The sequence below is a fragment of the Corynebacterium sp. 2571A genome (genome assembly GCF_055700935.1).
The window spans coordinates 650,995-674,797 of record NZ_JASTTE010000001.1; the positions used below are offsets into that span (position 1 = coordinate 650,995).

17 protein-coding genes and 1 tRNA gene are annotated in these 23,803 nt (G+C 68.3%); 14 read left to right on the forward strand and 4 right to left on the reverse strand.

What is annotated here, in order from left to right:
• Positions 1-32 precede the first annotated feature (32 nt).
• The 8 genes from QQS53_RS03085 (at position 33) to QQS53_RS03120 (ending at position 12,846) form a co-directional block, all read left to right on the forward strand.
• Positions 33-257 (forward strand): DUF3107 domain-containing protein, encoded by a 225-nt coding sequence (locus QQS53_RS03085; protein WP_472774454.1) that lies wholly within the window; start codon positions 33-35, stop codon positions 255-257.
• 80 nt (positions 258-337) lie between these two features.
• The gene (locus tag QQS53_RS03090; RefSeq protein ID WP_472774455.1) at positions 338-1,402 is read left to right on the forward strand and encodes a DUF3152 domain-containing protein; all 1,065 of its coding nucleotides are present in this window, start codon (positions 338-340) and stop codon (positions 1,400-1,402) included.
• Positions 1,403-1,467: 65 nt separating this feature from the next.
• Positions 1,468-2,244, forward strand: a complete 777-nt coding sequence (locus QQS53_RS03095) for a TIGR02569 family protein (protein WP_472774517.1) — start codon at positions 1,468-1,470, stop codon at positions 2,242-2,244.
• Positions 2,245-2,247: 3 nt separating this feature from the next.
• The gene (locus tag QQS53_RS03100) at positions 2,248-5,478 is read left to right on the forward strand and encodes a PD-(D/E)XK nuclease family protein (RefSeq protein ID WP_472774456.1); all 3,231 of its coding nucleotides are present in this window, start codon (positions 2,248-2,250) and stop codon (positions 5,476-5,478) included.
• The gene (locus QQS53_RS03105) at positions 5,465-8,749 is read left to right on the forward strand and encodes an ATP-dependent helicase (protein ID WP_472774457.1); all 3,285 of its coding nucleotides are present in this window, start codon (positions 5,465-5,467) and stop codon (positions 8,747-8,749) included. The genes QQS53_RS03100 and QQS53_RS03105 overlap by 14 nt, the downstream gene beginning before the upstream one ends.
• Before the next feature lie 125 nt (positions 8,750-8,874).
• Positions 8,875-9,987: a potassium channel family protein gene (locus QQS53_RS03110; protein ID WP_472774458.1), complete on the forward strand. Its 1,113-nt coding sequence runs from the start codon at positions 8,875-8,877 to the stop codon at positions 9,985-9,987.
• The gene (locus tag QQS53_RS03115; protein WP_472774459.1) at positions 9,987-10,787 is read left to right on the forward strand and encodes an NAD(+) diphosphatase; all 801 of its coding nucleotides are present in this window, start codon (positions 9,987-9,989) and stop codon (positions 10,785-10,787) included. The genes QQS53_RS03110 and QQS53_RS03115 overlap by 1 nt, the downstream gene beginning before the upstream one ends.
• The gene (locus QQS53_RS03120; RefSeq protein WP_472774460.1) at positions 10,771-12,846 is read left to right on the forward strand and encodes an ATP-dependent helicase; all 2,076 of its coding nucleotides are present in this window, start codon (positions 10,771-10,773) and stop codon (positions 12,844-12,846) included. Before QQS53_RS03115 ends, QQS53_RS03120 begins: the two co-directional genes overlap by 17 nt.
• Before the next feature lie 48 nt (positions 12,847-12,894).
• Here QQS53_RS03120 and QQS53_RS03125 read toward each other — a convergent pair whose 3' ends face one another.
• A complete protein-coding gene (locus QQS53_RS03125; RefSeq protein WP_472774461.1) occupies positions 12,895-13,809 on the reverse strand; it encodes a hypothetical protein in 915 nt (304 codons plus the stop codon).
• A gap of 114 nt (positions 13,810-13,923) precedes the next feature.
• Between QQS53_RS03125 and QQS53_RS03130 the strand changes: the two genes are divergently transcribed.
• A complete protein-coding gene (locus QQS53_RS03130) occupies positions 13,924-14,475 on the forward strand; it encodes a M48 metallopeptidase family protein (protein ID WP_472774462.1) in 552 nt (183 codons plus the stop codon).
• A gap of 37 nt (positions 14,476-14,512) precedes the next feature.
• Here the strand turns inward: QQS53_RS03130 and QQS53_RS03135 are convergent, their stop codons facing one another.
• Complete coding sequence (locus tag QQS53_RS03135) at positions 14,513-15,961, reverse strand: zinc-dependent metalloprotease (RefSeq protein WP_472774463.1); 1,449 nt, start codon at positions 15,959-15,961, stop codon at positions 14,513-14,515.
• A gap of 81 nt (positions 15,962-16,042) precedes the next feature.
• Between QQS53_RS03135 and QQS53_RS03140 the strand changes: the two genes are divergently transcribed.
• Entirely contained in the window at positions 16,043-17,113 is a 1,071-nt protein-coding gene (locus QQS53_RS03140; protein ID WP_472774464.1) for a YlbL family protein, read from the forward strand.
• A gap of 84 nt (positions 17,114-17,197) precedes the next feature.
• On the opposite strand, the gene QQS53_RS03145 is transcribed toward QQS53_RS03140, so the two are convergent.
• Both QQS53_RS03145 and QQS53_RS03150 read right to left on the reverse strand, forming a co-directional pair.
• Positions 17,198-17,860, reverse strand: a complete 663-nt coding sequence (locus QQS53_RS03145; protein ID WP_472774465.1) for a beta-N-acetylglucosaminidase — start codon at positions 17,858-17,860, stop codon at positions 17,198-17,200.
• Between the two features lie 77 nt (positions 17,861-17,937).
• Positions 17,938-18,477, reverse strand: coding sequence for a PPA1309 family protein (locus tag QQS53_RS03150; RefSeq protein WP_472774466.1), 540 nt, complete (start codon positions 18,475-18,477; stop codon positions 17,938-17,940).
• A gap of 123 nt (positions 18,478-18,600) precedes the next feature.
• On the opposite strand from QQS53_RS03150, the gene QQS53_RS03155 reads away from it, so the two are divergent.
• The 4 genes from QQS53_RS03155 to QQS53_RS03170 all read left to right on the forward strand — a co-directional run bounded on the left by QQS53_RS03155 (position 18,601) and on the right by QQS53_RS03170 (position 23,794).
• On the forward strand, positions 18,601-21,573 hold the full coding sequence (locus QQS53_RS03155) for a UPF0182 family protein (protein ID WP_472774467.1): 2,973 nt from the start codon (positions 18,601-18,603) through the stop codon (positions 21,571-21,573).
• A gap of 172 nt (positions 21,574-21,745) precedes the next feature.
• A tRNA-Met gene (locus QQS53_RS03160) sits at positions 21,746-21,822 on the forward strand.
• A 152-nt stretch (positions 21,823-21,974) separates the two neighbouring features.
• Positions 21,975-23,123, forward strand: coding sequence for an ABC transporter permease (locus tag QQS53_RS03165; RefSeq protein ID WP_472774468.1), 1,149 nt, complete (start codon positions 21,975-21,977; stop codon positions 23,121-23,123).
• A complete protein-coding gene (locus QQS53_RS03170; RefSeq protein ID WP_472774469.1) occupies positions 23,120-23,794 on the forward strand; it encodes an ABC transporter ATP-binding protein in 675 nt (224 codons plus the stop codon). Before QQS53_RS03165 ends, QQS53_RS03170 begins: the two co-directional genes overlap by 4 nt.
• Positions 23,795-23,803 lie beyond the last annotated feature (9 nt).

A 23,803-nucleotide genomic window follows, 5' to 3' on the forward strand; every position in this document is an offset into this window, starting at 1 on the left:
GATGAAGACGCAGAAAGGCGGGTTTTTCACCCATGGATATCAAGTTCGGTTTCGCGGACACGGCCCGGGAATTGGTCATCAACGCGGAGGGCACCCAGGAAGAGCTGACCCAGCGCATCAACTCCGCCCTCGCGGACAACTCCACCCTGGAGCTGGCCGATGAGAAGGGCCGCAAGTACCTGGTGCGCACCGACCGCGTCGTCTACGTCGAAATCGGCGCGGTCAAGCCGCACGCCGTCGGCTTCGCCGGAGCCTAGTTTTCCCACCGCTGCCCGGGGTCTTCGGCCCGGCCGCCCGCTTGCGGGGCGCCGGCAGGCACCGGGTAACCTAAAGGGCCATGGAGAATTCGGAATTTCCACAACCCCGGCACCACCGCCGCGCCGAGCCGCGCGGTGAGAACGACCAGCGCAGCTGGGCCGGGGATTCTGGCGTGCCGGAAAACGCCCGCCATTCCGCCGCGCACAACAGCACGGGCGCCGGCGGGGCGGTGCAGCGCTTCGCCGCGGACTACGGCTGGTGGCGCGTGGTGGCCATCCCGGTCCTGGCGATCATCACCATCTGGGTGCTCATTGACATCTTCACCGGCCCCGGTGACCCAGCTGAGGAGGCCGGCTCCCCGCGCGCCCAGGAGCACGACAGCGCAGCGGCCGGCCACGACGCCACGGCCGTAGGCCCGGACCCGGCGGACGCCGGCGACGTCCAAGGCGCTATCGACCAGCTGCCGCCGGGCGGGGAGTTCACCCGCGCCGGGGACGACACCTACCGCGAGGTCGGCACGCCCGGGCTCGAGGTGGGGCAGGGCGAGGTGCGCACCGTGCGCTACTCGGTGGAGATTGAAAATGGCATCGACACCTCCAGCTACGGCGGCGACGCCGCCTTTGCCAGCATGGTGGACGCCACCCTGTCCGACCCGCGCGGCTGGACCAACGACCCGGCCTTCAAGTTCGTCCACGTGGGCGCCGACGAGGACCCGGACACCCGCTTCCGGCTGACCTCCCTGGAGACCACCGCCGAGCTGTGCGGCGCGCAGCTGGGCATGGAGACCTCCTGCCACACCACGATTACCGGGGACTCGACCGTGGTGGTCAACGAGTCGCGCTGGGTGCGCGGCTCCCGCGCCTTCGAGGGCGATGTGGGCAACTACCGCCAGTACCTCATCAACCACGAGTTCGGCCACGCCATCGGCTACGCCGAACACCAGGCCTGCGGCGGCGAGGGCAAGCTGGCGCCGGTGATGATGCAGCAGACCATCTCGCTCAACAACAAGGCTCTGCACGCCGAGGCCCCGGACGAGGTCTACCCGGACGAGGATGTGACCTGCGAGCCGAACCCGTGGCCCTACCCGGTCCCCGGCGTGGAGGATCCCCACGACCCAGGCCACGGTAAAGCCCGCAACGACTAAACACACCTCAAAACCTCAACTAGAGACGTAACCCCAAACCGAACCGAGTGAAGGAGCCGGACGTGATTTCTAACCCTCCGGAGCATGTCTTAAGCGCATTCCGCAGCAGCGGCCGGCCGGCCGTGGGCCAGCCCGAGCAGCTGGGGTATGCCTGGGACAACGGCCTGCGCGTGGGTGATGTGGTCTACGCCGTCGCCCCGGCCACGGCCACCTGGTCGGCCCGGGTGCGCGAAAAGTTGAGCGTGCCGGGGGCGCGGGTGGCCCGCCCGTTGCTGACCACGGACGGGCGCTACACCGTGGCCGGCTGGAAGGCCACCCAGTTCGTGGCCGGGGACCTAGAAAAGCGCGTCGACGAGACGGCGCTGCTGGCCGGGCGCTTAGAGGCCGCGCTGGCGGAGTACTCGGTGCCTTTCGCCGGCACCGCGGAAAGCCGCACGGACGTCTTCGCCCAGGCCGAGCGCGCGGCCTGGGAGGAAACCAGTGAGTACTACGCGGACCTTTCCGGTCTGCCGCGCGTGGTCGGGCACGCGGACCTTCTGGCCACCACCCTGTATTCCGGCCACAACCCGCCGGCCATCGTGGAGGTGGTGCCCACCGCCGCGCCCCGGCCGAAGGGCTACACGGCGGCCCTGGTGATTGTCGACGGGCTGATTAACCGCGCCGTGGACGACGCCATCTGCGACCGCTTCGACCACCTTGAGGGCCTGGGCCAGCTGCTACTGCGCGCGGCGGCCTACCGCCGCCACGTGAACTCCCTGCACGAGGATTCGCGCGTGAACGTACGTTCGGAGATCCAGCGGGTGGAGCAGATGCTCGTGTCCCGCGTGTGTGCCAAACTTTAGGGCATGACAGGACGTTATGACCCCCATGACACCGCCCGCAGCGGCGTAGTCCTCCCGCCCTCGCCCGAGGTGCGCCTCGTGGCCGGTGAGGAGCCCGAAGGCACCCGCGCGTGGCCGCACCCCCTGCCGGAGCGGGGGATATGGAAGGTGACCGGCCGGGCCGGGGCCGGGGTGAGCAGCTTTCTGGTGGACACCGTCCTCAACGTGCTGCGCGCCGGGGCGGACCCGGCCGGGGTGCTGGTGGTCAGCTCCTCCAAGGAATCCGCGGCGGCGCTGCGGCGCGAAATCTCCGCGCACCTGGGCGACTACGCCTCCTCGGCGGCGCTCGTGCGTTCGGTGCACTCGCTGGCCTTTTCGCTCCTGCGCCAGGCCAGCGACGAAGACCTGCGCCTTATCACCGGCGCGGAACAAGACGCCGTCATCCGCGAGCTGCTGGAAGGCCACGCCGCCGCCGGCGGGGCTAGCTGGCCGGAAGAGGTCCGCCCGGCGCTGGGCATGGTGGGCTTTGCCCGGCAGCTGCGCGACTTTTTGCTGCGCGCCATCGAGCGCGGCCAGTCGCCGGAATCCCTGCGCCGGAAAGGCCGCGAACACTCCCGCCCCATGTGGACTGCTGCCGGGGACTTCCTGGAGGAATACGAACAGGTCATGGCGCTCAGCGGCGCGCATTCCTACTCGGCCGCGGAGCTGGTCAGCCAGGTGCTCCTGCGCGCCGGGCAGCTGGATTTCGGCCAATGGCACACCATCGTGGTCGATGACGCGCAGCTTTTGGCGCCGGCCTCCGGCGAGCTGCTGGAACTTATCATCGCCCAGGCGAAACTGGCCGTGGTGGGCGGCGACCCGGAGCAAGCGGTCTTCGCCTTCCGCGGCGCTAATACCCGCTTTTTCGACGAGCTGGACGCCGAGCACCGGATCGACCTGGGCGCCTCGCAGCGGCAGCCGGAGCCGGCCTGCCTGGACATCGTGTCCACCGCGGCCCAGCTGCAGGCCTCCGTGGCCGACGCCATCCGCCGCCGCCACCTAAGCGACGGGGTGGCGTGGAGCGATATTGCCGTCATCGTGCGCTCGGTCGCGGATATCACCCCGCTGCGCCGGGGCCTATTGGCCGCCGGCGTGCCCGTGCACCTCAACCCCACGGACGTGGTGCTGGCCGAGCAGCGCCTCGTCGCCGCCATGGTCCAAGCCCTCGAGGCGGTCTACCAGCCCCTGCGCACCGCGCAGCTGGAAGAGCTCATGACCGGGCCCATCGGCGGCGCGGACCCGGTGACCCTGCGCCGGCTCATCCGCGGCCTGCGGCGCTGGAATCCCGCCCAGCGCGGCCTGGAGACCCTGCGGGAGCTCATCACCGGCCCGCTGCCGGACTTCGGCGATGTGCTGACCGAGCGGGAAGTCGCCGTGCTGGAGCGCGTGCGCGGCGTCCTGGGCGCGGGCGTTCAGCAGGCCCAGGCCGGCGCCAGCGTGGAGGAGATCCTGTGGGCCATGTGGAACGCCACGGGCCTGGCCGAGCGCCTGCAGGCGGCCGCCCTGCGCGGCGGCGCGACCGGCTCCCAGGCGGACCGGGACCTGGATGCCATGATGGCGCTCTTCGACGCCGCCGGCGACTTCGTGGAGCGCTACCCAGGCGCGGGGCTGGAGACCTTCGTCCGCCACATCACGGAGCAGGAGCTACCCACCGGCGTGCGCGACAGGCGCAACGCCACCCCGCAGGCGGTCAACATCCTGACCGCCCACGGCGCGGTGGGCCGCGAATTCGACACCGTGGTCGTGGTCGGCGCCCAGGAGACCGAGTGGCCGTCGCTGGGGGAGACCGGCACCATCTTCGACCAGGCGGACCTGGTCGACCTGGTCGACGAGGGCATCGACCCGGACGTGCCGGTCAGCCACCTGCGCGAGCGCCTGCACGAGGAGCGCCGCCTCTTCCACGTGGCCACCACCCGGCACACCGCCCGCCTGCTGGTCGTGGCTATCGATGCCCCCGATGCCGAACAGGTCCAGGAGCCCTCCCGGTTCATCGCGGATTTCGCGACCCCGGCCATCAACTTCCCGGCGCTGTTCGCCCGCCGCGCGGCCACCAGGCGCCTGCGCGCGAGCGTGTGGCCCAAGGAGCTGGGCCTGACCGTGCCAGAGCCGGCCGCCGAGTCCCACCCGCAGCCGGTGCCCAGCGCCCTGCCCACCACAACCCAGGCGCCGAGCGCGCCGGGGCAGGCCGGCGGGGCGGAGGTGGATCCGCTGCAGGTCTGGGTGCTGTCCGTGCCCGTCTTCGTAGCGGCACTGCGCCGGGTGGTCAGCGACGCCGAGCAGACCGAGTCCGCCCGCGAGCAGGCCGCCCGGCAGCTGGCGCGGCTGGCCGCGGCCGGGGTCCCGGGTGCGGCGCCACAGCAGTGGTGGGCCGCCCGCGAGGTGGCCAGCAGCCCGGAGCTTGACCCGCGGCCGGCACTGTCGCCGTCCAAGGTGGAAGCACTCATGCAGTGCCCGCTGCACGCGGTGCTGTCCAACCTGGAGGAAGAGCCCGACAACCAGATGGCCATGCTGCGCGGCAGCCTGGCGCACGCCTTCCTGGAGGCCATCGGCCGGGGGCTGAGCCCCGCCCTGGCCCACGAGCTGTCGCTGGCGGCCTTTAGCAGCATCCAAAACTCGCCGGCCTGGAAGCGCGCCTCGGAGGCGGAGTCCTTCGCGGAGCTTTTGCAGCGCACCCAGAGCTGGGTCGCGGAGGCGAACGTGAACTTCACGGCCGTGGGCACCGAGGTGCCCGTCGACGTGCGGCTGGACAACGGCGTGCGCATCTCCGGGCGCATCGACCGCCTGGACAAATCCGCCGAAGGCTACCGCGTGGTGGATCTCAAGACGGGCAGCTCCGTGCCCTCGGTCCAGGCCGCGGAGGACAACCCGCAGCTGGCCACTTACCAGCTGGCCCTGTCCCAGGGCGAGGTGGTCACCGAGGACGCCAGCGCGCGCAACCCCAGTGGGGTGAAGGTCGCCAGCGGCAACGGCCTGCCGCGCGAGGGCGGGGTGCTGTTCTACCCGGCCTCGTCGAACAAGTCGGTGCCGGGCCGCTACCAGACCGCCTGGGGAGAAGAGGCCCTGGAGGAATTCGCCGCGCAGCTGCCCGACCTGGTGGCCGAGCAGCGCGGGCCGACCGTGACCGCCCGCCTTAGTGATAGTTGTACGTTCTGCCGGATTAAGCCCATTTGCCCGGTGCAGCCGGAGGGAAGGATGACCACCGATGTCGAAGGCTAATTACCCCCACCTGAGCCCGGACGTGCTGGCCGCGTCGCTGGGCAAGAAATTCCCGCCCAGCCCGGAGCAGGCCCAGGTCATCGACAGCCCCCTGGGGCCGAAGCTGGTGGTCGCCGGCGCCGGCGCCGGCAAGACGGAAACCATGGCCTCCCGGGTGGTCTCCCTGGTGGCCAACGGGGTGGTCCGCCCCGAGGAGATCCTGGGGCTGACGTTTACCAAGAAGGCCGCGTTGCAGCTGGAAAACCGCATCCGCCGGGCGCTGGTGCTGCTGCGGGAGACCGGCATGTTCCCGCCAGGCTCGCCGGTGGCCGACGCCCTGGAGACCATCGCGCCGAAAGTGGCCACCTACGACTCCTACGCCGGAGACCTGGTCCGCGAGTACGGGCTGCTAGTGCCGGTGGAGCCGGGAGCGCGGATTATCACCGACGCCGAGCGCTTCGCCCTGGCCCACGAGGTGGTCACCAACTACACCGGCCGCCTGTCCAGCACCAGCCAGGTCGGCACCGTCACGGAGCAGCTGGTCAAGATGGTCTCCGCCATGGATAACGTGCTGGCGGACCCGGACGATATCCGCCAGCACGCCAAGGACTTCCGCGCCGAGGTCGACGACCTGCCCAAGGGCCCGCGCACCAAGGGCGAGTATTCCAAGAAACTGCAGAGCTACCTGGACACCCAGCAGGTGCGCGTGGACTACCTGGAGCTGGTCGAGGCCCTGCAGCAAGCGCAGCGGGACAAGGCCGTGGTCACCTTTGGCGAACAGATGGCCGTTGCCGCGAAGCTGGCCGCCGCGCACCCGGCGGTCGGCGCGGCCCAGCGCTCCCGCTTCCGGGTGGTGCTGCTGGACGAGTACCAGGACACCTCCCACTCCCAGCGCGTGCTGCTGCGCGCGCTCTTTGGCGGCGAGCCCCACCCGGGCCTGTCCGTGACGGCGGTGGGCGACCCCATGCAGTCCATCTACGGCTGGCGCGGGGCCACCGCGGAGAACCTCGCGGCGTTCGTCACGGACTTCCCGCAGGTTGGCGGCGAGCCCGCGGACAAGGACCAGCTGACCATCTCCTGGCGCAACCCGCGCAAGGTGCTGGAGATGGCCAACGCCGTGGCCGACGGCGTCTTCGCCGGCGGCCCGCGGCCGGTGGACCCGCTGCGCGCCCACGATCACGCCGGCGAAGGCGAGGTTTCCCTGGGCTTTTTTGCCAACGAGGACGCCGAGATGGAGTTCGTGGCAGGGCACCTGCGCGAGAAATACGCGGCGGCCCAAGAAGAAGAGCGGGACTTCAGCGCCGCGGTGCTGGTGCGCACCAACAAGCAGGCCCAACCCGTGGCCCGCGCCCTGGAAGAAGCCGGGGTGCCCTACGAAATCGCCGGCCTGGGCGGGCTGCTCTTCGAGCCGGAAGTCCAGGACCTGGTGGCGCTGGCCACCATGCTCATCCGGCCGCAGAACAACACCGCGGCCCTGCGCGTGCTGGCCGGGCCCGCCTGCGGCATCGGACTCAAAGACATCCAGTCCCTGGGCAAGCGCGCGGCCAACCTGGCCGGCCGCCTGCGCCACCCCGGCGAGGAGGACCCGGCCCAGACCACCGAACAACACACCGACCAACACACAGAGCAACCAGCAGACCAGGCGCCGGAGGAGCCGCTTAATCCCAGCGATCCGGAGGCGGTGCTGCGCGCGGAGCTGGACGATATCACGGCCCAGGCCCCGGAGCAGGTGCTGGGCCTGGCGGACGCGGTTGCGGACCTGGGCGAGCGCGAGCGCTACACCCCGGAGGGGCTGGCCCGCATCGAGGAGCTGTCCTCCCGGCTGCGCTACCTGCGCACCTATAGCCTGGCCAAGCCGCTGGGTGATCTCTTCGCCGACATCGAGGCGGTGTTCAACCTGCGCACCGAGGTCCTGGCCCGCGGCACGGCGGGCGGGGCCACACACTTGGACGCCTTCGCCGGCGTGGTGGAATCCCTGCCGGTCGACGGCCTCGGCGCGCTGCTGGACTACCTGGAGCTGGCCAAGGAGCACGAGAACGCGTTGGAGCCGGGGGAGGTGCCGAAGGTCAACAACCGGGTGCAGATCCTGACCGCGCACAAGGCCAAGGGCCTGGAGTGGGAGCACGTGTGCGTGGTGCGCGCGGACAACAACTCCTACCAGACCCGCGGCGGGACCTTCCTGTCCCAGGCGGCCATCGTGCCCGGCGACGACGACTACATCGAGGTCGTCGAGCCGGAGCCGAACGCCAAGGGCGAGGTGAAGGAGGCTACCCGCAGCGACTTCGAGAAGGGCTGCGAGGCCTACAAGCAGGAGAAGAAGGAACACCTGGCCCAGGAGGCGGCGCGCCTATTCTACGTGGCCATGACGCGCAGCGAATCCACGCTGACCGTCACCGGCAGCTTTACCGGCAAGCGCGAGGAGGGCGTCTACGAGCAGCTGGAGCTGCTGCGGGACAAGTTCCCGGACGCGGTGGTGCACTGGGACGAAGGCTTCGAAGACACCGACGCCGAGCAGGCCCCGGAGGCCGGCTTCCCGGTCCTGCCGCAGCGCCCGGGCGCCCGGGACGGCGCGCGGCGGGTGGCCGCGGCCATGGAGAAGCTACCGGAGCTGAGCGAGGGCGAGGCCTTCGCCCAGTGGGAGGCGGAAGCCAGCGCGCTCATCGAGGAATACCGCGGGCTGCAAGCACCCGTGGTGGAAGTGGCCCTGCCGGGCGAGCTGACCGCCTCGGACCTGGTGGCCCTGCGCGCGGATCCCGTGCAGTTCGCCCGCCGCCAGCGCCGCCCGGTGCCGTTCAAGCCGAATTCTTATGCCAAGCGCGGCACCGCCTTCCACGCCTGGCTGGAGGAGCGCTTCGGCGGCCAGGCGCTGCTGAGCGAGGACGAGCTGCCCGGCATCGATGAGCCGGCGCCGGCCGCGGACCTGGTCACGCTGAAGGAGAAGTTCCTAGACAGCGAATGGGCCAACCGCACCCCGGAGCACGTGGAGGCGCCGTTCGAGGTCACCATCGGTAGCGCGGTGGTGCGCGGGCGCATCGACGCGGTCTTCCGCGCCCCGGATGGCAGCTGGCTGGTGGTGGACTGGAAGACGGGCCGGCCGCCGCAGGGCGCGGATATGCAGGCCGCCCAGATCCAGCTGGCGGTCTACGCCGAGGCCTGGCGCCGGATGACCGGGGCGCACAGCGTGCGTGCGGCCTTCCACTACGTGGCGGATAACTACACGCTGGAACCGCGCCACCTGCCGGACGGGCCGGCCCTGGCACGGCTGCTCAGCGGGGCGGTGCACCCCGAGTGAGGGCGGGTGGTCGCCGCGGAAGTTCGGTAATATTGCTGCAATCGCACTAGGGTATTGCAATGCGTGGGGCAGGTCAGTTCCCCGCCCGCGCACCGGTTTGACACACGAAGGAGGCCGTCGAGCTCATGCCGACTCCCGCGCGCCGCTTCAAGCGGCGTATCACCCAGCGGTTCCACCCCGGACACGAGTTGTCCGCGCTGCCGGCGCACGGCCTCATCGACATCATCCGCGTGCCCCGCAAGGATGAGACCAACCCGTGGAAGCAGCTGATGCGGCGCATTGTCCTCGCGCTGGTTATCGTGGTCTTTGTGACCCTGGTGGTCTACCTCGACCGGGACGGTTACAGCGAGGAGAACATGTCGCTGCTGGACGCGGCGTATTATTCGGCCGTGTCGCTGACCACCGTGGGTTACGGCGATATCGTGCCGGTCAGCCCGGAGTCCCGCTTCTTAAACCTCGTTCTCATTACCCCGGCCCGCCTGATCTTCCTGGTCTTGTTGGTCGGCGCGACCCTGTCGGTGCTGACAGAAAAGACTCGAAAGACCTACGAAATCCAGCGTTGGAGGAAAAAGTTGCATAACCACACCGTCGTCATCGGCTACGGCACTAAAGGTGCCGGGGCCGTCGCGGCCCTGCTGGCCGACGATGTCCCGGCCTCCCACATCGTGGTCATCGACACCAACCGCGCGGCGCTCTCCCACGCGGAGCACCACGGGCTGGTCACCATCTACGGCAACGGCACCCGCCAGGACGTTCTGAAAATCGCGGGCGTGGAACACGCCAAGTCCGTGGTGGTCACCCCGTCCACGGATGACACCGCCGTGCTGTGCACCCTCTCGGTGCGGGAGCTGTCCCCGCACGCCAAGATCGTGGCCTCGGTGCGCGAGTCCGAAAACCGCCACCTGCTGCGCCAGTCCGGCGCGGATTCCGTGGTCACCTCCGCCGAGACCGCCGGCCGCCTGCTGGGGCTGGCCACCGTCACCCCGACGGTGGTGTCCATGATGGAGGACCTGCTCTCCCCGAACGAGGGCTTTTCCGTGGCCGAGCGACCCGTGCGCGAATACGAGGTCGGCTCCAACCCGCGCCACATCATGGACATCGTGCTGGCCGTGCTGCGCGACAACGAGATCCACCGCGTGGACACCGCCGACGCGAACGCCCTGCGGCCCGGCGACCGCCTTCTCTACATCAAGCACGACACGGAAGAACCCGCCGAGGTCACGGAGGATAACGACTAGTGCTTATCTACGTCTCCGCGCGCGGGCAGGTCCCCGCCAGCGGCGACGGGCTGCCGGTGGTAAACGATGCCCCGCCGGCGGCCGCGGACGTTACCGTCACGGTTTCCTATAGCCCGCTGGTCTACGCGCAGCCCGCGCCGCCGGCCGGGGTAGAGACCATCCCCGGGGCAGCGGGCTGGCTGGGCCCGCGCGAGCTCGCCGCCCTGGCCCGCAACCCAGAGGTCGACCAAGAAATCCGCCGGGATATTCAGTGGGCGCTGCGCGCGATTGGTCTGCTGCGCTACCGCCGCGAGTTCCGCTTCCACCCGCGCAGCGGGCAGGAGCTGGAATTCGGCGCCGGGGGAATCGCCGGGCGCGCGCCGGGTGAGGACACGCAGACGGTCTACCCGCGCCTGGATCCGGCGGTCATCGGGATGGTCCATCACCCGTTAAAGGAGGAGATCCTTCTCGCCCGCAACCGGCTGCGCCCGGGGTATTTCTCGCTTATCGCCGGCTACGTCGACGTCGGCGAGAGCCTAGAACACGCCTTCGAAAGGGAGGTGTGGGAGGAGACCGGCCGTCGGGTGCATAAGATAACCTATTGGGGATCCCAGCCGTGGCCGGCCAGCGGCTCACTGATGGTGGGCTTTAGCGCCACCGCCGCGCACCCGGACCCAGACCCGGCGGCTGCGACCGACGGGGAGCTGGCCGAAATCCGCTGGGTCGGGCGGGACCAGTTGCCGTCGTTGCCGCTGGCCGCGCCAGGTTCTATTGCACACACGATGATGATGGAGTGGTACGCCCGTGGCACCAGACGCTAAGTTCAGTCTCGACCTCAGCCAGCTGGACGAGGACCAGCGGGTCGCGGCCACCGCCCCGCGCGGGCCGGTGTGCATCCTGGCCGGCGCCGGCACCGGCAAGACCCGCACCATCACCTACCGGATCGCGCACCTGGTGGAACAGGGCTTCGTCAGCCCGCAGCGCGTGCTGGCGGTGTCTTTTACCACCAAGGCCGCCGGGGAGATGCGCGACCGGCTCGAGTCCATGGGCGTCGGCGGCGTGCAGGCGCGTACCTTCCACTCCGCGGCCCGCCGGCAGCTGAAATACTTCTGGCCACAGGTGGCCGGGGACCTGCCCTGGGCCATGGTGGACAAGCAGTTCTCCCTGGTCGGGCGGGCCGTCAACCGGGCGGGCGTGGAAAACACCAAGGAGACCGTGGGGGATCTCAAAGAAGAGATCAAGTGGGCCAAGTCTTGCCTCCTCACCCCGGGCACGTACGCCGAAAACATCGCCAAGCTGGGCCGCAAGGCCCCGGTGAGCCCGGACAAGGTCGCGGCGGTCTACCAGGCCTACGAGGACCTCAAGACCCGCCCGGACGGCGTCCTGCTGGACTTTGAGGACCTGCTGCTGCACGTGGCCGGGGCGCTGGAAAACGTCCCGGCGGTGGCGGAGGAGTTCCGCTCGCAGTACCGCAGCTTCGTGGTGGACGAGTACCAGGACGTCACCCCGCTGCAACAGCGCGTGCTGGACGCCTGGCTGGGCGAGCGCGACGATCTCACGGTGGTTGGCGACGCCAACCAGACCATTTATTCCTTTACCGGCGCGAGCCCGGACAACCTGCTGAACTTCTCGCGCAAGTACCCGAACGCCACCGTGGTCAAGCTGCAGCGCGACTACCGCTCGACGCCGCAGGTTACCGACCTGGCTAACCGGGTCATTGGCCAGGCCAGTGGGAGGGCCGCGGGCACCCGCCTGGAGCTACAGGGCATGCGCGAGCCCGGCCCGGAGCCGCAGTTCCAGGACTACGAGTCGGAGGAGACCGAGGCCCAGGAGGTCGCCGGCAAGATCTTAAGCCTGCTCAACGACGGCGTGCCCGCCAAGGAGATCGCGGTGCTCTACCGCATCAACTCCCAGTCGGAGCCCTTCGAGCAGGCGCTGGCGGATGCCGGGGTGGTCTACCAGGTCCGCGGCGGGGAGGGATTTTTCAACCGCGCCGAAATCCGTGAGGGCGTGCGCGAGCTGGTGCGCGCGACCCGCCGCGACGACCTGCCGGCCGACCCGGTGGCCGTGGCAAAGGCCGCCTTCGCGCCGCTGGGGCTTTCCGAGCGCGAGCCCGACGGCGCCCAGGCCCGGGAGCGCTGGCAGTCCTTGAGCGCCTTGGTGGACCTCATCCGGCAGCTGGTGGACAACCGCCCGGGCATCGACCTGCCCGGCGTGGTCGCCCAGCTGCAGGAGCGCGCCCGCAACAAGCAGAACCCGGTCATGGAGGGCGTTACCCTGGCCACCTTCCACGCCGCCAAGGGCCTGGAGTGGGACGCGGTCTTCCTGGTGGGCTTGAGCGAAAAGCTGTTGCCACTCAACCACGCCATCAAATCCGGCAACGCCGAGGACATCGAGGAAGAGCGCCGCGTGTTCTACGTCGGGATTACCCGCGCCCGCGAACACCTGCTGTGCTCCTGGGCGCGCGCGAAGACCACCGGCGCCCGCGCCAGCCGGGAGCGCACCCGCTTTTTGGACGGAATAGTCCAGGACCAGACCGCCAACGCGCCGTCGCGGAGGTCCCGGCGCCGCTCGTCCTGCCGCGTGTGCGGGCGCCCGCTGGCCACCCCGGCGGAGAAGTCGCTGGGCCGCCACGAGTTCTGCGCCTCCGATGTCGACGAGGAGCTCTTTGCCCGCCTGCGGGCCTGGCGCAAGGACGTCGCGGCCGAGGCCCAGGTGCCGGCGTACGTGATTTTCTCCGACGCCACGCTGCTGGCCATCGCGGAGCAACTGCCCACGGACGAAGCCGCGCTGCTCAGCGTCTCCGGCGTGGGGCCGAGCAAGATGGAAAAATTCGGCGCGGAAATCTTGAGCCTGGTCTCTAGCCACGTGGCGGGCTAAGTAGCACTGCCCGCGGGCAAAGCACTGCTCGCGAGCTAGCAGGGAACACTAGAAGCAGGCGGGGCAGTGCGGGTGCGGTTCGAGGATGCGGTGCGTGGTCTGCCCGTAGACGTCCAAGTCGATGAGCGCTCCGGGCACGGCCCGGGCGGCGGGAACCCCCGGCGGGGTAGGGGTGCCGGTGACCGCGCCGACTGCCACCAGCGTGTGCGCGGCGATGGCGTGGTAGACAGCGAAGTCGTGGGCCTTGGTGTGCTGCCCGTACTGGGCGATGACGGTGGGCCAGGACGGGTCCATGTCGCTGCGCACCAGGTCGAAGCACAGCGGGCAGGGTCCTTCGCCGCGGTAGTGCAGCGGCCCGATGATCCCGCGGGAGTCGATGGCGCTGACCGGCAGCCAGGTAAAGGCCTTGGCGCGGTACCGGGCCAGCAGGGGCGCCCAGTAGAGGGCCTCGGCCAGCTCGTCGACGAGCACGATGGGGGTGTGCGGGGCGGTGTGCGCCAGGTAGGAGCTCATCGTCTCCCGGTCGAAGGGGTTGCGCACCCGGCACCCGTGCGCGCGCAGCGTCTCCGTGACCAACCCGGCCAGCCGCGTGCGGCCGAGTACCACCACCGCCGGGCCGAGCCCCTGGGTACACACGATGCCGTATTTGAGCAGGTCGTCCAGCAGGCTGCGGGAGGCACTCGGCGGCAGACCGGCCAGGTCCTCCCAGTCGGCGCGCGTGAAGGGATCCGGGAGGTTAGCCAGCGCCCGGGCCAGGCGCAGGGGTTGGCCGGTGCCAATCAGGCCGGCGCGGGTGGCATCCAGCCCGAACTGCAGCGTGCCCGCATCCCGCGCATAAAACCCCACCCCGGGCGCGAAGCGGAAGCTCTCAGCCGCTCCGGCCGGCGGGTCTGTGTCCTCCGGCTCGGCGACAAAGGCCGTGCCCTCATCAGACCTGGCGTTAGTCGTGTCTTCGTTATCCACCTGCGGATTGTCCCCCTCGCCGTGATGGCGTCTCTTCACCCCTTTGCGTAGCGCCCCCGGCGGCATGGGCCTTGAGCGCGTGTCCTCATTGGAACACAGCTAGGATGGGCTGTCATGTCGAGACCACAGCAGCCGGGGGAGTCAGCCGCCACCATGCCGGTGCGGGTTATCCGCTCGGCCCGGCGCAAGCGCACCGTCGAGGCCCGGGTGGTAGGCGGCGTCCTCCAAGTCCGGGTCCCGGCCTGGATGTCGCAGGCCCAGGAGGACCAGGCCGTGGCGGATATGCGCCGGCAGCTGGCTAAGAAGGAAGCCTCCCTGCACGCCAGCGACGACAAGCTGGCCGAGCGCGCCGAGTACCTCAACCAGACCTACCTGTACGGCCAGGCCCAGGTCGGCTCTATCCGCTGGGTGAGCAACCAGAACACCCGCTGGGGCAGCTGCACCCTGACCACGGGCGCCATTCGGATCTCCCACCGGCTGCAGCGGGTGCCGGAATACGTGCTGGACTCGGTCATCATCCACGAGCTGGTGCACACCTTCATCCCCAACCACGGGGAAGCGTTCTGGATGTGGGCCAACAAAGCCCCGCACGCCGAGCGCGCGCAAGGCTATTTGGAGGCCTATCAGCGCTTCGGCGGCGGGGCTGGGGAAACAAACGAAAGCTAAGAGCCACCGCGGGTCAGGCCGGGTGGCCTACCCCGGCTTAGTCGTCCTTCGGGGCGTCGTCCTCGCCCTTGTCTTCGCCCTTGTCCTCGTTATCACCGTTTTCGGTGTCGGACTTGCCCTCAGCGGACTCGGCGTCGGCGGACTCGTCCTTGGTGTCCTCGTTGCGCAGCATCTCTTCCAGCTTGGCGAACTCGGCGTCGAAGTCGTCGCTCGGGGCGTCGTCCAGCAGGGCGTCGATGAAGGAGGCCGGGTTGTCCAGCTGCTCAGCGGTGGGCAGCAGGTCGGGGTGCTCCCAGGCGCCGTCGCGCTTGGTCACGCCCACGGCCACGGTGGAGCGGCGCCACAGCTCGGCGGCCTCCCGGACCTTCGGGGCGGCCAGCTCGATGCCGACCACGCGGGAAAACGCCTTCTCGGCGGAGCCGCCGGAGGTGCGCCGGCGGGCCCAGGCCTCGTTCATCGCCGAGGTCGACGGGATGCGGTCCTGCATGGCCTCGGTGACGACGTGCTCGACCCAGCCCTCGACCAGGGCCAGCAGCGTCTCCAAGCGGGAGACGGCCGCGGCGTTGCGCGAGGAAATGCGCGGGGACAGGTCCATGCCCTGCAGCTTGCTCATCGCGTCCTGGATGGCCTGCGGATCGCCGGACTCCAGGTTGAGCTCGCGGGTGGCCTCCTCGATGTGGGAGGTGTCAATGACCAGTCCCAGGGCGTATTCCTCCACGGAGGAAACCAGGCGTTCGACCAGCCACGGCACGTGGGTGAACAGGCGCTGGCGGGCGGCCTCCCGGGCCGCGATGTAGACCATGACCTCCTGGGCCGGGATGTCCAGGTCGCGCGCGATGTGCTGGATGTTGTGCGGCAGCATGGCGGTCACCCCGGACGGGGCGACGGGCAGGCCGAAATCCGAGCCGGTCAGCGCCTGCTGGGCCAGGTCGCCCAGCGCGCGGCCGAGCTGCATGCCGAAGTTCATGCCCGACATTTGGTTCATCATCTGCGACAGCGGGCCCATCATCTCCCGGGCCTCTTCCGGCATGGACTCTAATTGCGCCTCGTTCATGTGCTCGGCCACGGGAGTGACCATGCGCTTCCACATCGGCAGGGTGTTTTCTAACCACTCGGTGGAATTCCACGCCGCCACGGTGGAGCTAGCGGTCGGCAGGTCCGTGGAATCATCCAGCCACAGCTCGGCCAGGCGCAGGGACTGCTCGACGGCCTGGGTGTCCTTGTCACCGACGGGCTTGTCGCTGGAAATCTGCTGGCGGGCGATGCGCTCGGCCATGGTGTAATTAACCGGGCCGGAGTTTTCCGGCGAGTTCATAGACGAGCCCATGCCGGACAGCATCTGCCCGAACTGGTTGAGCATATCGCCTAATCCGCCGCCCCCGGCTCCGCTAAATCCGAAGGCGCCAAACGGGTTCTGGTCGCGGCGATCGTTGTTATCGTCGTCGTCATCATTATTGGGGAAAGAAAAGCCGAATCCGTTAGTCATAGTCCCCAATCTACCGTCCGGGCTCAGGCCGCCACCATGCCAACTTAAACGCTGATAGCGAACACGGTAGGCTGTGTGGCCATGACCTCTTCATCCTCGCGCCGCCGGCGCACGCTCGTGTGGGGCGCAATCCCAGTGGTCCTGCTCGGCGCCGCGGTCAGTGTCACCGAAATCCCCGGAACCGATATCAACCTCGCGGTGCCTTATGCCGCCGAGGGCCCCGGGCCGACCGTGAACACCCTGGACGAGGTCGACGGCAAGCCCGTCGTCGAGGTCGACGCCCCGAACACCGATAATCCGGCCGGGCACCTGAACATGACCACCGTCTCGGTGCGCACGCAGATGAGCCTGGTGCAGATGCTGGGCCGCTGGCTGACCAGCGACGACACCATCGTGCCCATCGAGACGGTCATCCCGAAGAATATGTCGCCGGAGCAGATGGAAGAGGCTAACAAGCAGGCGTTCACCGACTCCGAGTCCGCCGCCACGATTGCGGCCATGGACTACCTGGACAAACCGGTAGAAATCGTCGTCGCCGATCTGACCGAGGACTCCGCGGCCCAGGGCGCCCTGGAGCGCGAGGACGTGATCAAGGCGCTGGACGGGGATGCAGTCGGGGAGCCGCAGGAGCTGCAAAAGCGCATCCAGTCCCACGCGCCGGGCGACGAAGTCACCTTGACCGTCGAGCGCGACGGCAAGGAACGCGAGGAGAAGGTAACGCTGGCCGCTTCGCCGCACGACGAGGACGTGCCCCTGCTAGGCATCTTGATGACCACCCAGCCGGCGGAGGACATCAAGGTCAACTACAACCTGCAGGATATCGGCGGCCCGTCGGCCGGCATGATGTTCAGCCTCGCCGTCATCGACAAGCTCTCGCCCGGGGACCTGACCGGCGGGCACTTCGTGGCCGGCACCGGCACCATCGGCCCGGACGCGAAGGTCGGGCCCATCGGCGGGATCGTGCACAAGGTGGACGCGGCCGAAGAGGCCGGCGCCGAGCTGTTCCTGGCTCCTTCCGCGAACTGCGCGGAGGCCACCAGCCGCGACCACGGCGACATGGTCATCGCCAGCGTCGACACGCTGGATGATGCCATCGCGGCCATGGATGACTTCGACGCCGGGCGCGACGTGAAAACCTGCCCGGCGCAGTAAAAACCCGCACAACCTGCGCGGGCGTGGGCCGCGGCCCAGGGCTGAGGCACGCCGGAGGGTGCGCGCGGCCTGGTGGCGGGAGGTTTAGAGGACGCCCATCTCCTCGAGGAGCTCCTCGGGCTCTTCCACGTCGGAGGGGGCCAGCTGCTTCATGACCAGACCCTTGTCGTTGTCCACGACGGACAGGATGGTGTCGGTGCCCAGGGTGGACCAGCCGACCAGGATGTCGCCCTCGTCCTTGACCACGTGCCCGTTGCGCAGGCCGGTGAGCACCTGGGTGGCCTGGGCGGCCTGGGAGGAGGACTTGTAGAACTGGATGGAGCCGATCTCGGCGCCGGTGCAGTTGTAGGAGTCGCGCATGCCCACGCCGTCGCAGCTATCGAACTGGGCGAACAGGGAGCGCGGCGCCAGGCTGGAGAAGATCTCGTAGACCTGGGCGACGGACTCCTCCAGCTTTTCGTCGCCGGCGGCCTGCGAGGACTTGGCGGCCGAACTATCGGCCGGCTCAGACTCATCGGCGGCGGACTCCGAAGCGGATTCCGCGGAGCTGGTGGCCGGAGCCGAAGACTCGGTGGACTCCTTAGCTTCGGAGGTCTCGGTCTCCGGGGCCTTGTCCGTTTCGCTGGCGGCCGGGGCGGGATCCGGCTGGGGCTCCTCTTCTGACTGGCCACAGGCGGCCAGGCTCAGCGCGCACAGTCCGGTAGCGGCGGCCAGGCTCGCCCGGCGGAAACGGTTGGCAAGACGCACGGGATCAATCTCCTCAAAGAACATCGCGATAGGGGACCAAGCGGGGCTGGACAAACCGTAGCCCCGTTTCCTACAGCTTAAACTACCTCATCCGGTTCCTGCTCCAAGCCATAGCGCAGGGCCGCGAGCACCCCCGGCGCCACGTCGGGGCCGCCGCGCAGCTGGATATCGTCTTGGGCGAAGGGGCCGGCGGCTTCCAGCTCCTCCTCGGTGGGGCGCAGCTGCAGCAGGGTCAGCTCCACGCCCTCCTCGCGCAGCACGCCGGAATACAGCCGCGCCGGGCGGGCCGGGGCGCCTGCCCCCGCGGCGGCGTCTCGGAACTTGATCTCCTGGGCCAGGACCACGCCTTCCACGTCGTGCGGCCACGCCAGCCGGGAGACGTAGTCGGCCAGCTCCTCGGAACCTGGCTCCAAGTTTTCGGGAAGGTTATCTTGCACGATGAGCGTCAGCGGGGCGTCGTCGTGAGCGCCCAAGTCGTCGAGCTGCGCGGCCACTAAATCCGTGGGCACGAGGGCGAAAAGGGTAGGGGCGGCGTCCCACCCTTCGGCGTGGACAAACTCGACGGCCTCCCGCATGGCTTTGTTAAGAGCTGGCTGGGAATTGCTGGGGGAACTCATGAACATCCTTATTCGTTGTCACTTTAGTGCTTGCTTAAACTGGAAGCCTATAACTTTCTATATTCGCACGATAATTGATTGGAGCTGGCGTTGGTTTCAAACCTATCCCAACCCGCTGCCCCTATGAAGCGCCCGCCGCGCGTGCTGGGCTGGATCGTGGGCATCATTGCGATCCTCGTCATCGTGGGCCCGATTTTCGTCGGGCTCTACACGGACTGGAAGTGGTTCGGCGCGATTGACTACCGCGGCGTCTTCACCACGGCCATCATCGCCCGCGTCGTCCTCTTCCTGGTCGCGGCGGTCTTTTCCGGCCTGGTGGTGGCCCTGGCAGCCCACTTCGTCTGGCGGGGCAGGCCCGACAGCCTGGACGCGGACATGGGGGACCTGAATTCCCCGGTCTACCAGTACCGGCAGTCGATCGAAAAGACCATGAACACGGTCCTGAAGTTCCTGCCCATCCTGATCGGCTTGGCCGCGGGCTTCATCCTCCAGGGCTCCTGGCGGATCGTGCTGTTGTTCTTCAACGGCAATGACTTCGGCGTACAGGATCCCCAGTTCCACCACGACCTGGGCTTCTACGCCTTCACCCTGCCGGTCGTCCGCCTGGTGGTCAGCTCGCTGAGCGTGCTCGCCGTGGTGGCCTTCCTGATCGCTCTCATCGGCCACTACGTGCTGGGCGGCATCCGCTTCGGCAACCAGGCCGCGGGCGTGAAGGGCCAGGTCTCCAAGCCGGCCCGTGTCCAGCTGGCCGTGACCGCCGGCATCTGGATGCTGCTGCAGGTCGCCGGCTACTGGCTGGACCGTTACGACCTGCTGACCAATACCAACGAGCTGTTTACCGGTGCCTCCTACACCGATATCAACGCCTACCTGCCGGCGAAGATCATCCTCATGGTCATCGGCGTCTTCGTCGCTATCGCCTTCTTCGCCGCCGTGGTGATCAAGGACCTGCGCATCCCCGGCCTAGCCGTGGTGCTGATGCTGGTGTCCTCCCTGGTCATTGGCAACGGCTGGCCGCTGCTGATGGAGCAGTTCTCCGTCCAGCCGAACCGGCAGATGAAGGAAGCCGAATCCATCGAGCGCAACATCGCGTCCACGCGCTTTGCCTACGGGATTACGGATGATGATGTTGACTACGTCGAAAACTGGGGCGCCGAGGAGGTCCCGGACGCCAAGGTGGCCAAGGACGAGGAGACCATCAACAACCTGCGTCTTTTGGATCCGGACATCCTGAGTGAGACCTTCACCCAGATGCAGCAGCTGAAGAACTTCTACGGCTTCCCGGAGACCCTGGCGATGGACCGCTACGAGGTGGACGGGCAGCTGCGCGACTTCGTGGTCGCCGCCCGTGAGCTGGACCCGAACGCCCTGCAGGAAAACCAGCAGGACTGGCTGAACCGCCACACGGTCTACACCCACGGCAACGGCTTCATCGCGGCCGAGGCCAACAAGGTCGATGAGGTCGCCCGCGACGCCGGCTCCTCCCGCGGCGGCTTCCCGGTCTTCACGGTCTCCGAGCTGGATACCCAGGAGGCCGAGGAAGACCGCGAGGGCGAGGTCCGCGACGCCGAGGAGGAGCTGGGCATCAACGTCCAGCAGCCGCGCGTCTACTACGGCCCGGTCATCGCTTCTGCGAACGACGGCCTGGACTACGCCATCGTCGGCCAGACCGGCGATCGCTCCGTAGAGTACGACACGGACTCCAGCACCTTCACCTACGACGGCCAGGGCGGCGTCGACATTGGCAACATCGTCGACCGCACCATCTACGCGGCGAAGTACCGCGAGCTGAACTTCCTGCTGTCCGACCGCGTGGGCTCCGAGTCGAAGATCCTCTACGACCGCGACCCGCGCGAGCGCGTGGAGAAGGTCGCGCCGTGGCTGACCACGGATTCCTCGACCTACCCGGCCGTTATCGACGGCAAGATCAAGTGGATTGTGGACGGCTACACCACGCTGGAGGCCCTGCCGTACTCACAGCGCACCACCCTGTCGGAGACCACCCAGGACGCGCTGAACCCGGACGGGACCACCCAGCGTCTCATCAACGACCAGGTCGGCTACATCCGCAACTCGGTCAAGGCCGTGGTGGATGCCTACGACGGCACCGTGGACCTCTACGAGTTCGACACCGAGGACCCGGTCCTGAAGGCCTGGGAGGGTGTCTTCCCAGACGTCGTGAAGCCGGAGTCGGAGATCTCCGACGAGCTGCGCGAGCACTTCCGCTACCCGGAGGACATGTTCAAGGTCCAGCGCGACATGCTGGCCCGCTACCACGTCGATGACCCGGGCGTGTTCTTCAACAACGACGCCTTCTGGTCCGTGCCGGAAGACCCGTCCGCGGCGGAGGGTGCCCAGGCCAAGGATCAGCCGCCGTACTACGTGATGGCCCGCGATCCGCAGTCCGAGGAAGCCAGCTTCCAGTTGACCACCACCTACCGTGGTCTGCGCCGCCAGTTCCTCTCGGCGCACATGACGGCGACCTCCGACCCGCAGAACTACGGCAAGATCACCGTGCGCGTGCTGCCGACGGACACGCAGACCCAGGGCCCAAAGCAGGCCCAGGACGCGATGATGTCCTCTGACCAGGTCGCCCGCGACCGCTCCCTGTGGGAGGGCACCAACGAGCTGGAAAACGGCAACCTGCTGGCCCTGCCGGTCGGCGGGGGAGAGATCCTCTACCTGGAGCCGATCTACTCCAAGCGCGCCGATCAGGAATCCGCGTTCCCGAAGCTGTTGCGCGTGCTGATTTCCTACAAGGGCCGCGTGGGCTACGCCCCGACGATTAGTGAGGCCCTGGAGCAGGTCGGCATCGACCCGGAGGCCGCCCAGGACATCGAGGAAGTCGATGGCCGTGGCGGCTCGGGCGACAAGTCGGACGCGGATAGCTCCGGCGACGACAAGGGTCAGGAGGCTTCTACCTCCGACCCGGCCAGCGCCCCGGCGGATAGCGCTGCTGGCGATGCCATCTCCGGCATCAATGACGCCCTCAAGGGCATTGAGGACGCCCGCGGCGGCTCCCACGAGGAGTACGGCCGGGCCCTCGACAAGCTAGACGAGGCCGTCGAGCGCTACCAGGACGCCGAGAACCAGTAACGAGGTTCGAAGCGACCGCGCCCACCCGGTCCCCGCACCCCGGACGATATGCCGGGTGCGCTGGGGATTTGGGTGGGCGCCTTACTGTCTGTATAGTTACAAGAGTCGCCGACACAGAGAGGACACGATAAAAACCCACTGTGGAAAGCGCAGATGTTAGAAGTCATCTCGACGCGGGGTGGAGCAGCTCGGTAGCTCGCTGGGCTCATAACCCAGAGGTCGTAGGTTCGAATCCTGCCCCCGCTACCAACTTCTTCGAAGGCCCCCTCTCCGGAGGGGGTCTTTTTTGATCTCCCTGCGTTAGGCGACACCCTGTCGCCATGATGGAAACACTGTGTTGCTAACATTCCTGGGGAGCGGCGAAGCCGCTGGTTGTTGTCGACTACTCAGGAAGTTGAACCATGTATCTAGCTTGGCGCGAAATGCTTTTCGCGCGCACACGTTTTCTTTTGATGGGCGTTGTCTTGGCGCTCATGTCGATGCTCGTCGTGATTATCTCCGGCCTGACGGCGGGGCTGGTCAATGATGGTGTATCCGGGCTGAAGGCGATGGACAGTGACGTCATCGCTTTCGCCGACGGGACGCAGACGGATTCGGCGTTTACGCGCTCGGTCGTTGACAAGGCTGAGGCAGACGCGATGGCCGGCATCGACGGCGTGACGGAGGCGGCCCCGTTGGGCCTGGCCATCGTCAACGCTCACAACCAGGACGGTAAGGCGGTTGACCTGACGCTGTTCGGCGTGGAGCCGGACTCCTTCCTAGCCCCGGAGGGCCTGCCGGAGCTCAGCGGGAAGCCAGAGGCTGGCGCCCCGACCGCGACGAAGCACGAGGTGGTGGTGTCCTCCACGCTGGCGGAAGAGGGCATCGCTATCGGCGACACGATTACCATTGACCGCCTGGAGATCCCGCTGCAGGTCGTCGGGTTCACCGACGAGCAGCGGACCTTCGGTCACGTGGATATTGCCTACCTACCTATTGATGTCTGGCAGGAGGTCCACGCCGGGGCCCGCCACGGGGAAGCGGTAGCCCCCGAGGCTTATGAAGAAGCCTCCATCATCGCGGCCCGCACCCAGGACAAGCCGGATACCGCGGCGCTGTCCGAGCAGTCCGGGCTCGACGTGCGGACCTTGGAGGATAGTTTTGATTCCTCGCCGGGCTATGCCGCAGAGACCATGACCCTGACCATGATTACGTGGTTCCTCTACGTCATCGCAGCGCTTGTCACCGGCGCCTTCTTCCTGGTCTGGACTATCCAGCGCGCCGGGAATATCGCCACCCTGCGGGCGATGGGCGCGACCCGGGGCTTCCTGCTGCGCGACAGCCTGGGTCAGGCCGTGGTGATCCTGGCCGTATCCATCGTGGTGGGCCTGCTCATCGCGGTGGGGCTCGGCACCCTGCTGGAGCAGACCGCCATGCCGTACGCCACGGAGCTGGGCTCTGTCCTCGGCGGGGGAGCGCTGCTCTTTATCGCCGGCCTAATCGGCGCGATCGTCGCGGTCGTGCGCGTTACCCGAACCAACCCGCTCGCAGCCCTAGGAGAGAATCGATGAGCCCCGCACTGGAATTAACCGACGTCACCGTGAGCTACAGCGACGGCGACTCGCAAGTCACTGCGCTCGACCGGGTGAGCATGAGCGTCGCGCCCGGGGAATTCGTCGCGGTGGTGGGCCCATCGGGCTCCGGGAAATCCACCCTGCTGGCCGTGGCCGGCGCGCTGACCACCCCGGATAGCGGGCGCGTGGTTGTCGCCGGGGAAAAGATCTCCGACTGCGACGACGCCGCCCTGGCCCGCATCCGCCGCGACCATATCGGGTTCGTCTTCCAGTCCTCCGGCAGCCTGCCGTCCGCGCTGACCGCGCAGCAGCAGCTCGAGCTGGCGGCGCGGGTGGCCGGGAAGTGGGGGCGGCACACCGGCGCGGAGCTGCTCGACAAGGTCGGCATGACCCAGCGGGCCCAGTACCGCCCGGCGAAGCTCTCCGGCGGCGAGCGCCAGCGCGTCGGCATCGCCCGCGCGCTCGTCGGGGACCCGGAGGTCCTCCTGGTCGACGAGCCCACCGCCGCCCTGGATAGGAACCGCTCCCAGGACATCGTGGCGCTGCTGGCCCGGGAGTGCCACGAATTCAACGTCGCCGGTGTCATGGTCACCCACGACCACGAGGTCCTGGGCCACTGCGACCGCGTCTACGAGATGGTGGACGGGCGCTTGAGCCTGATGGATTAAAGAGCATCT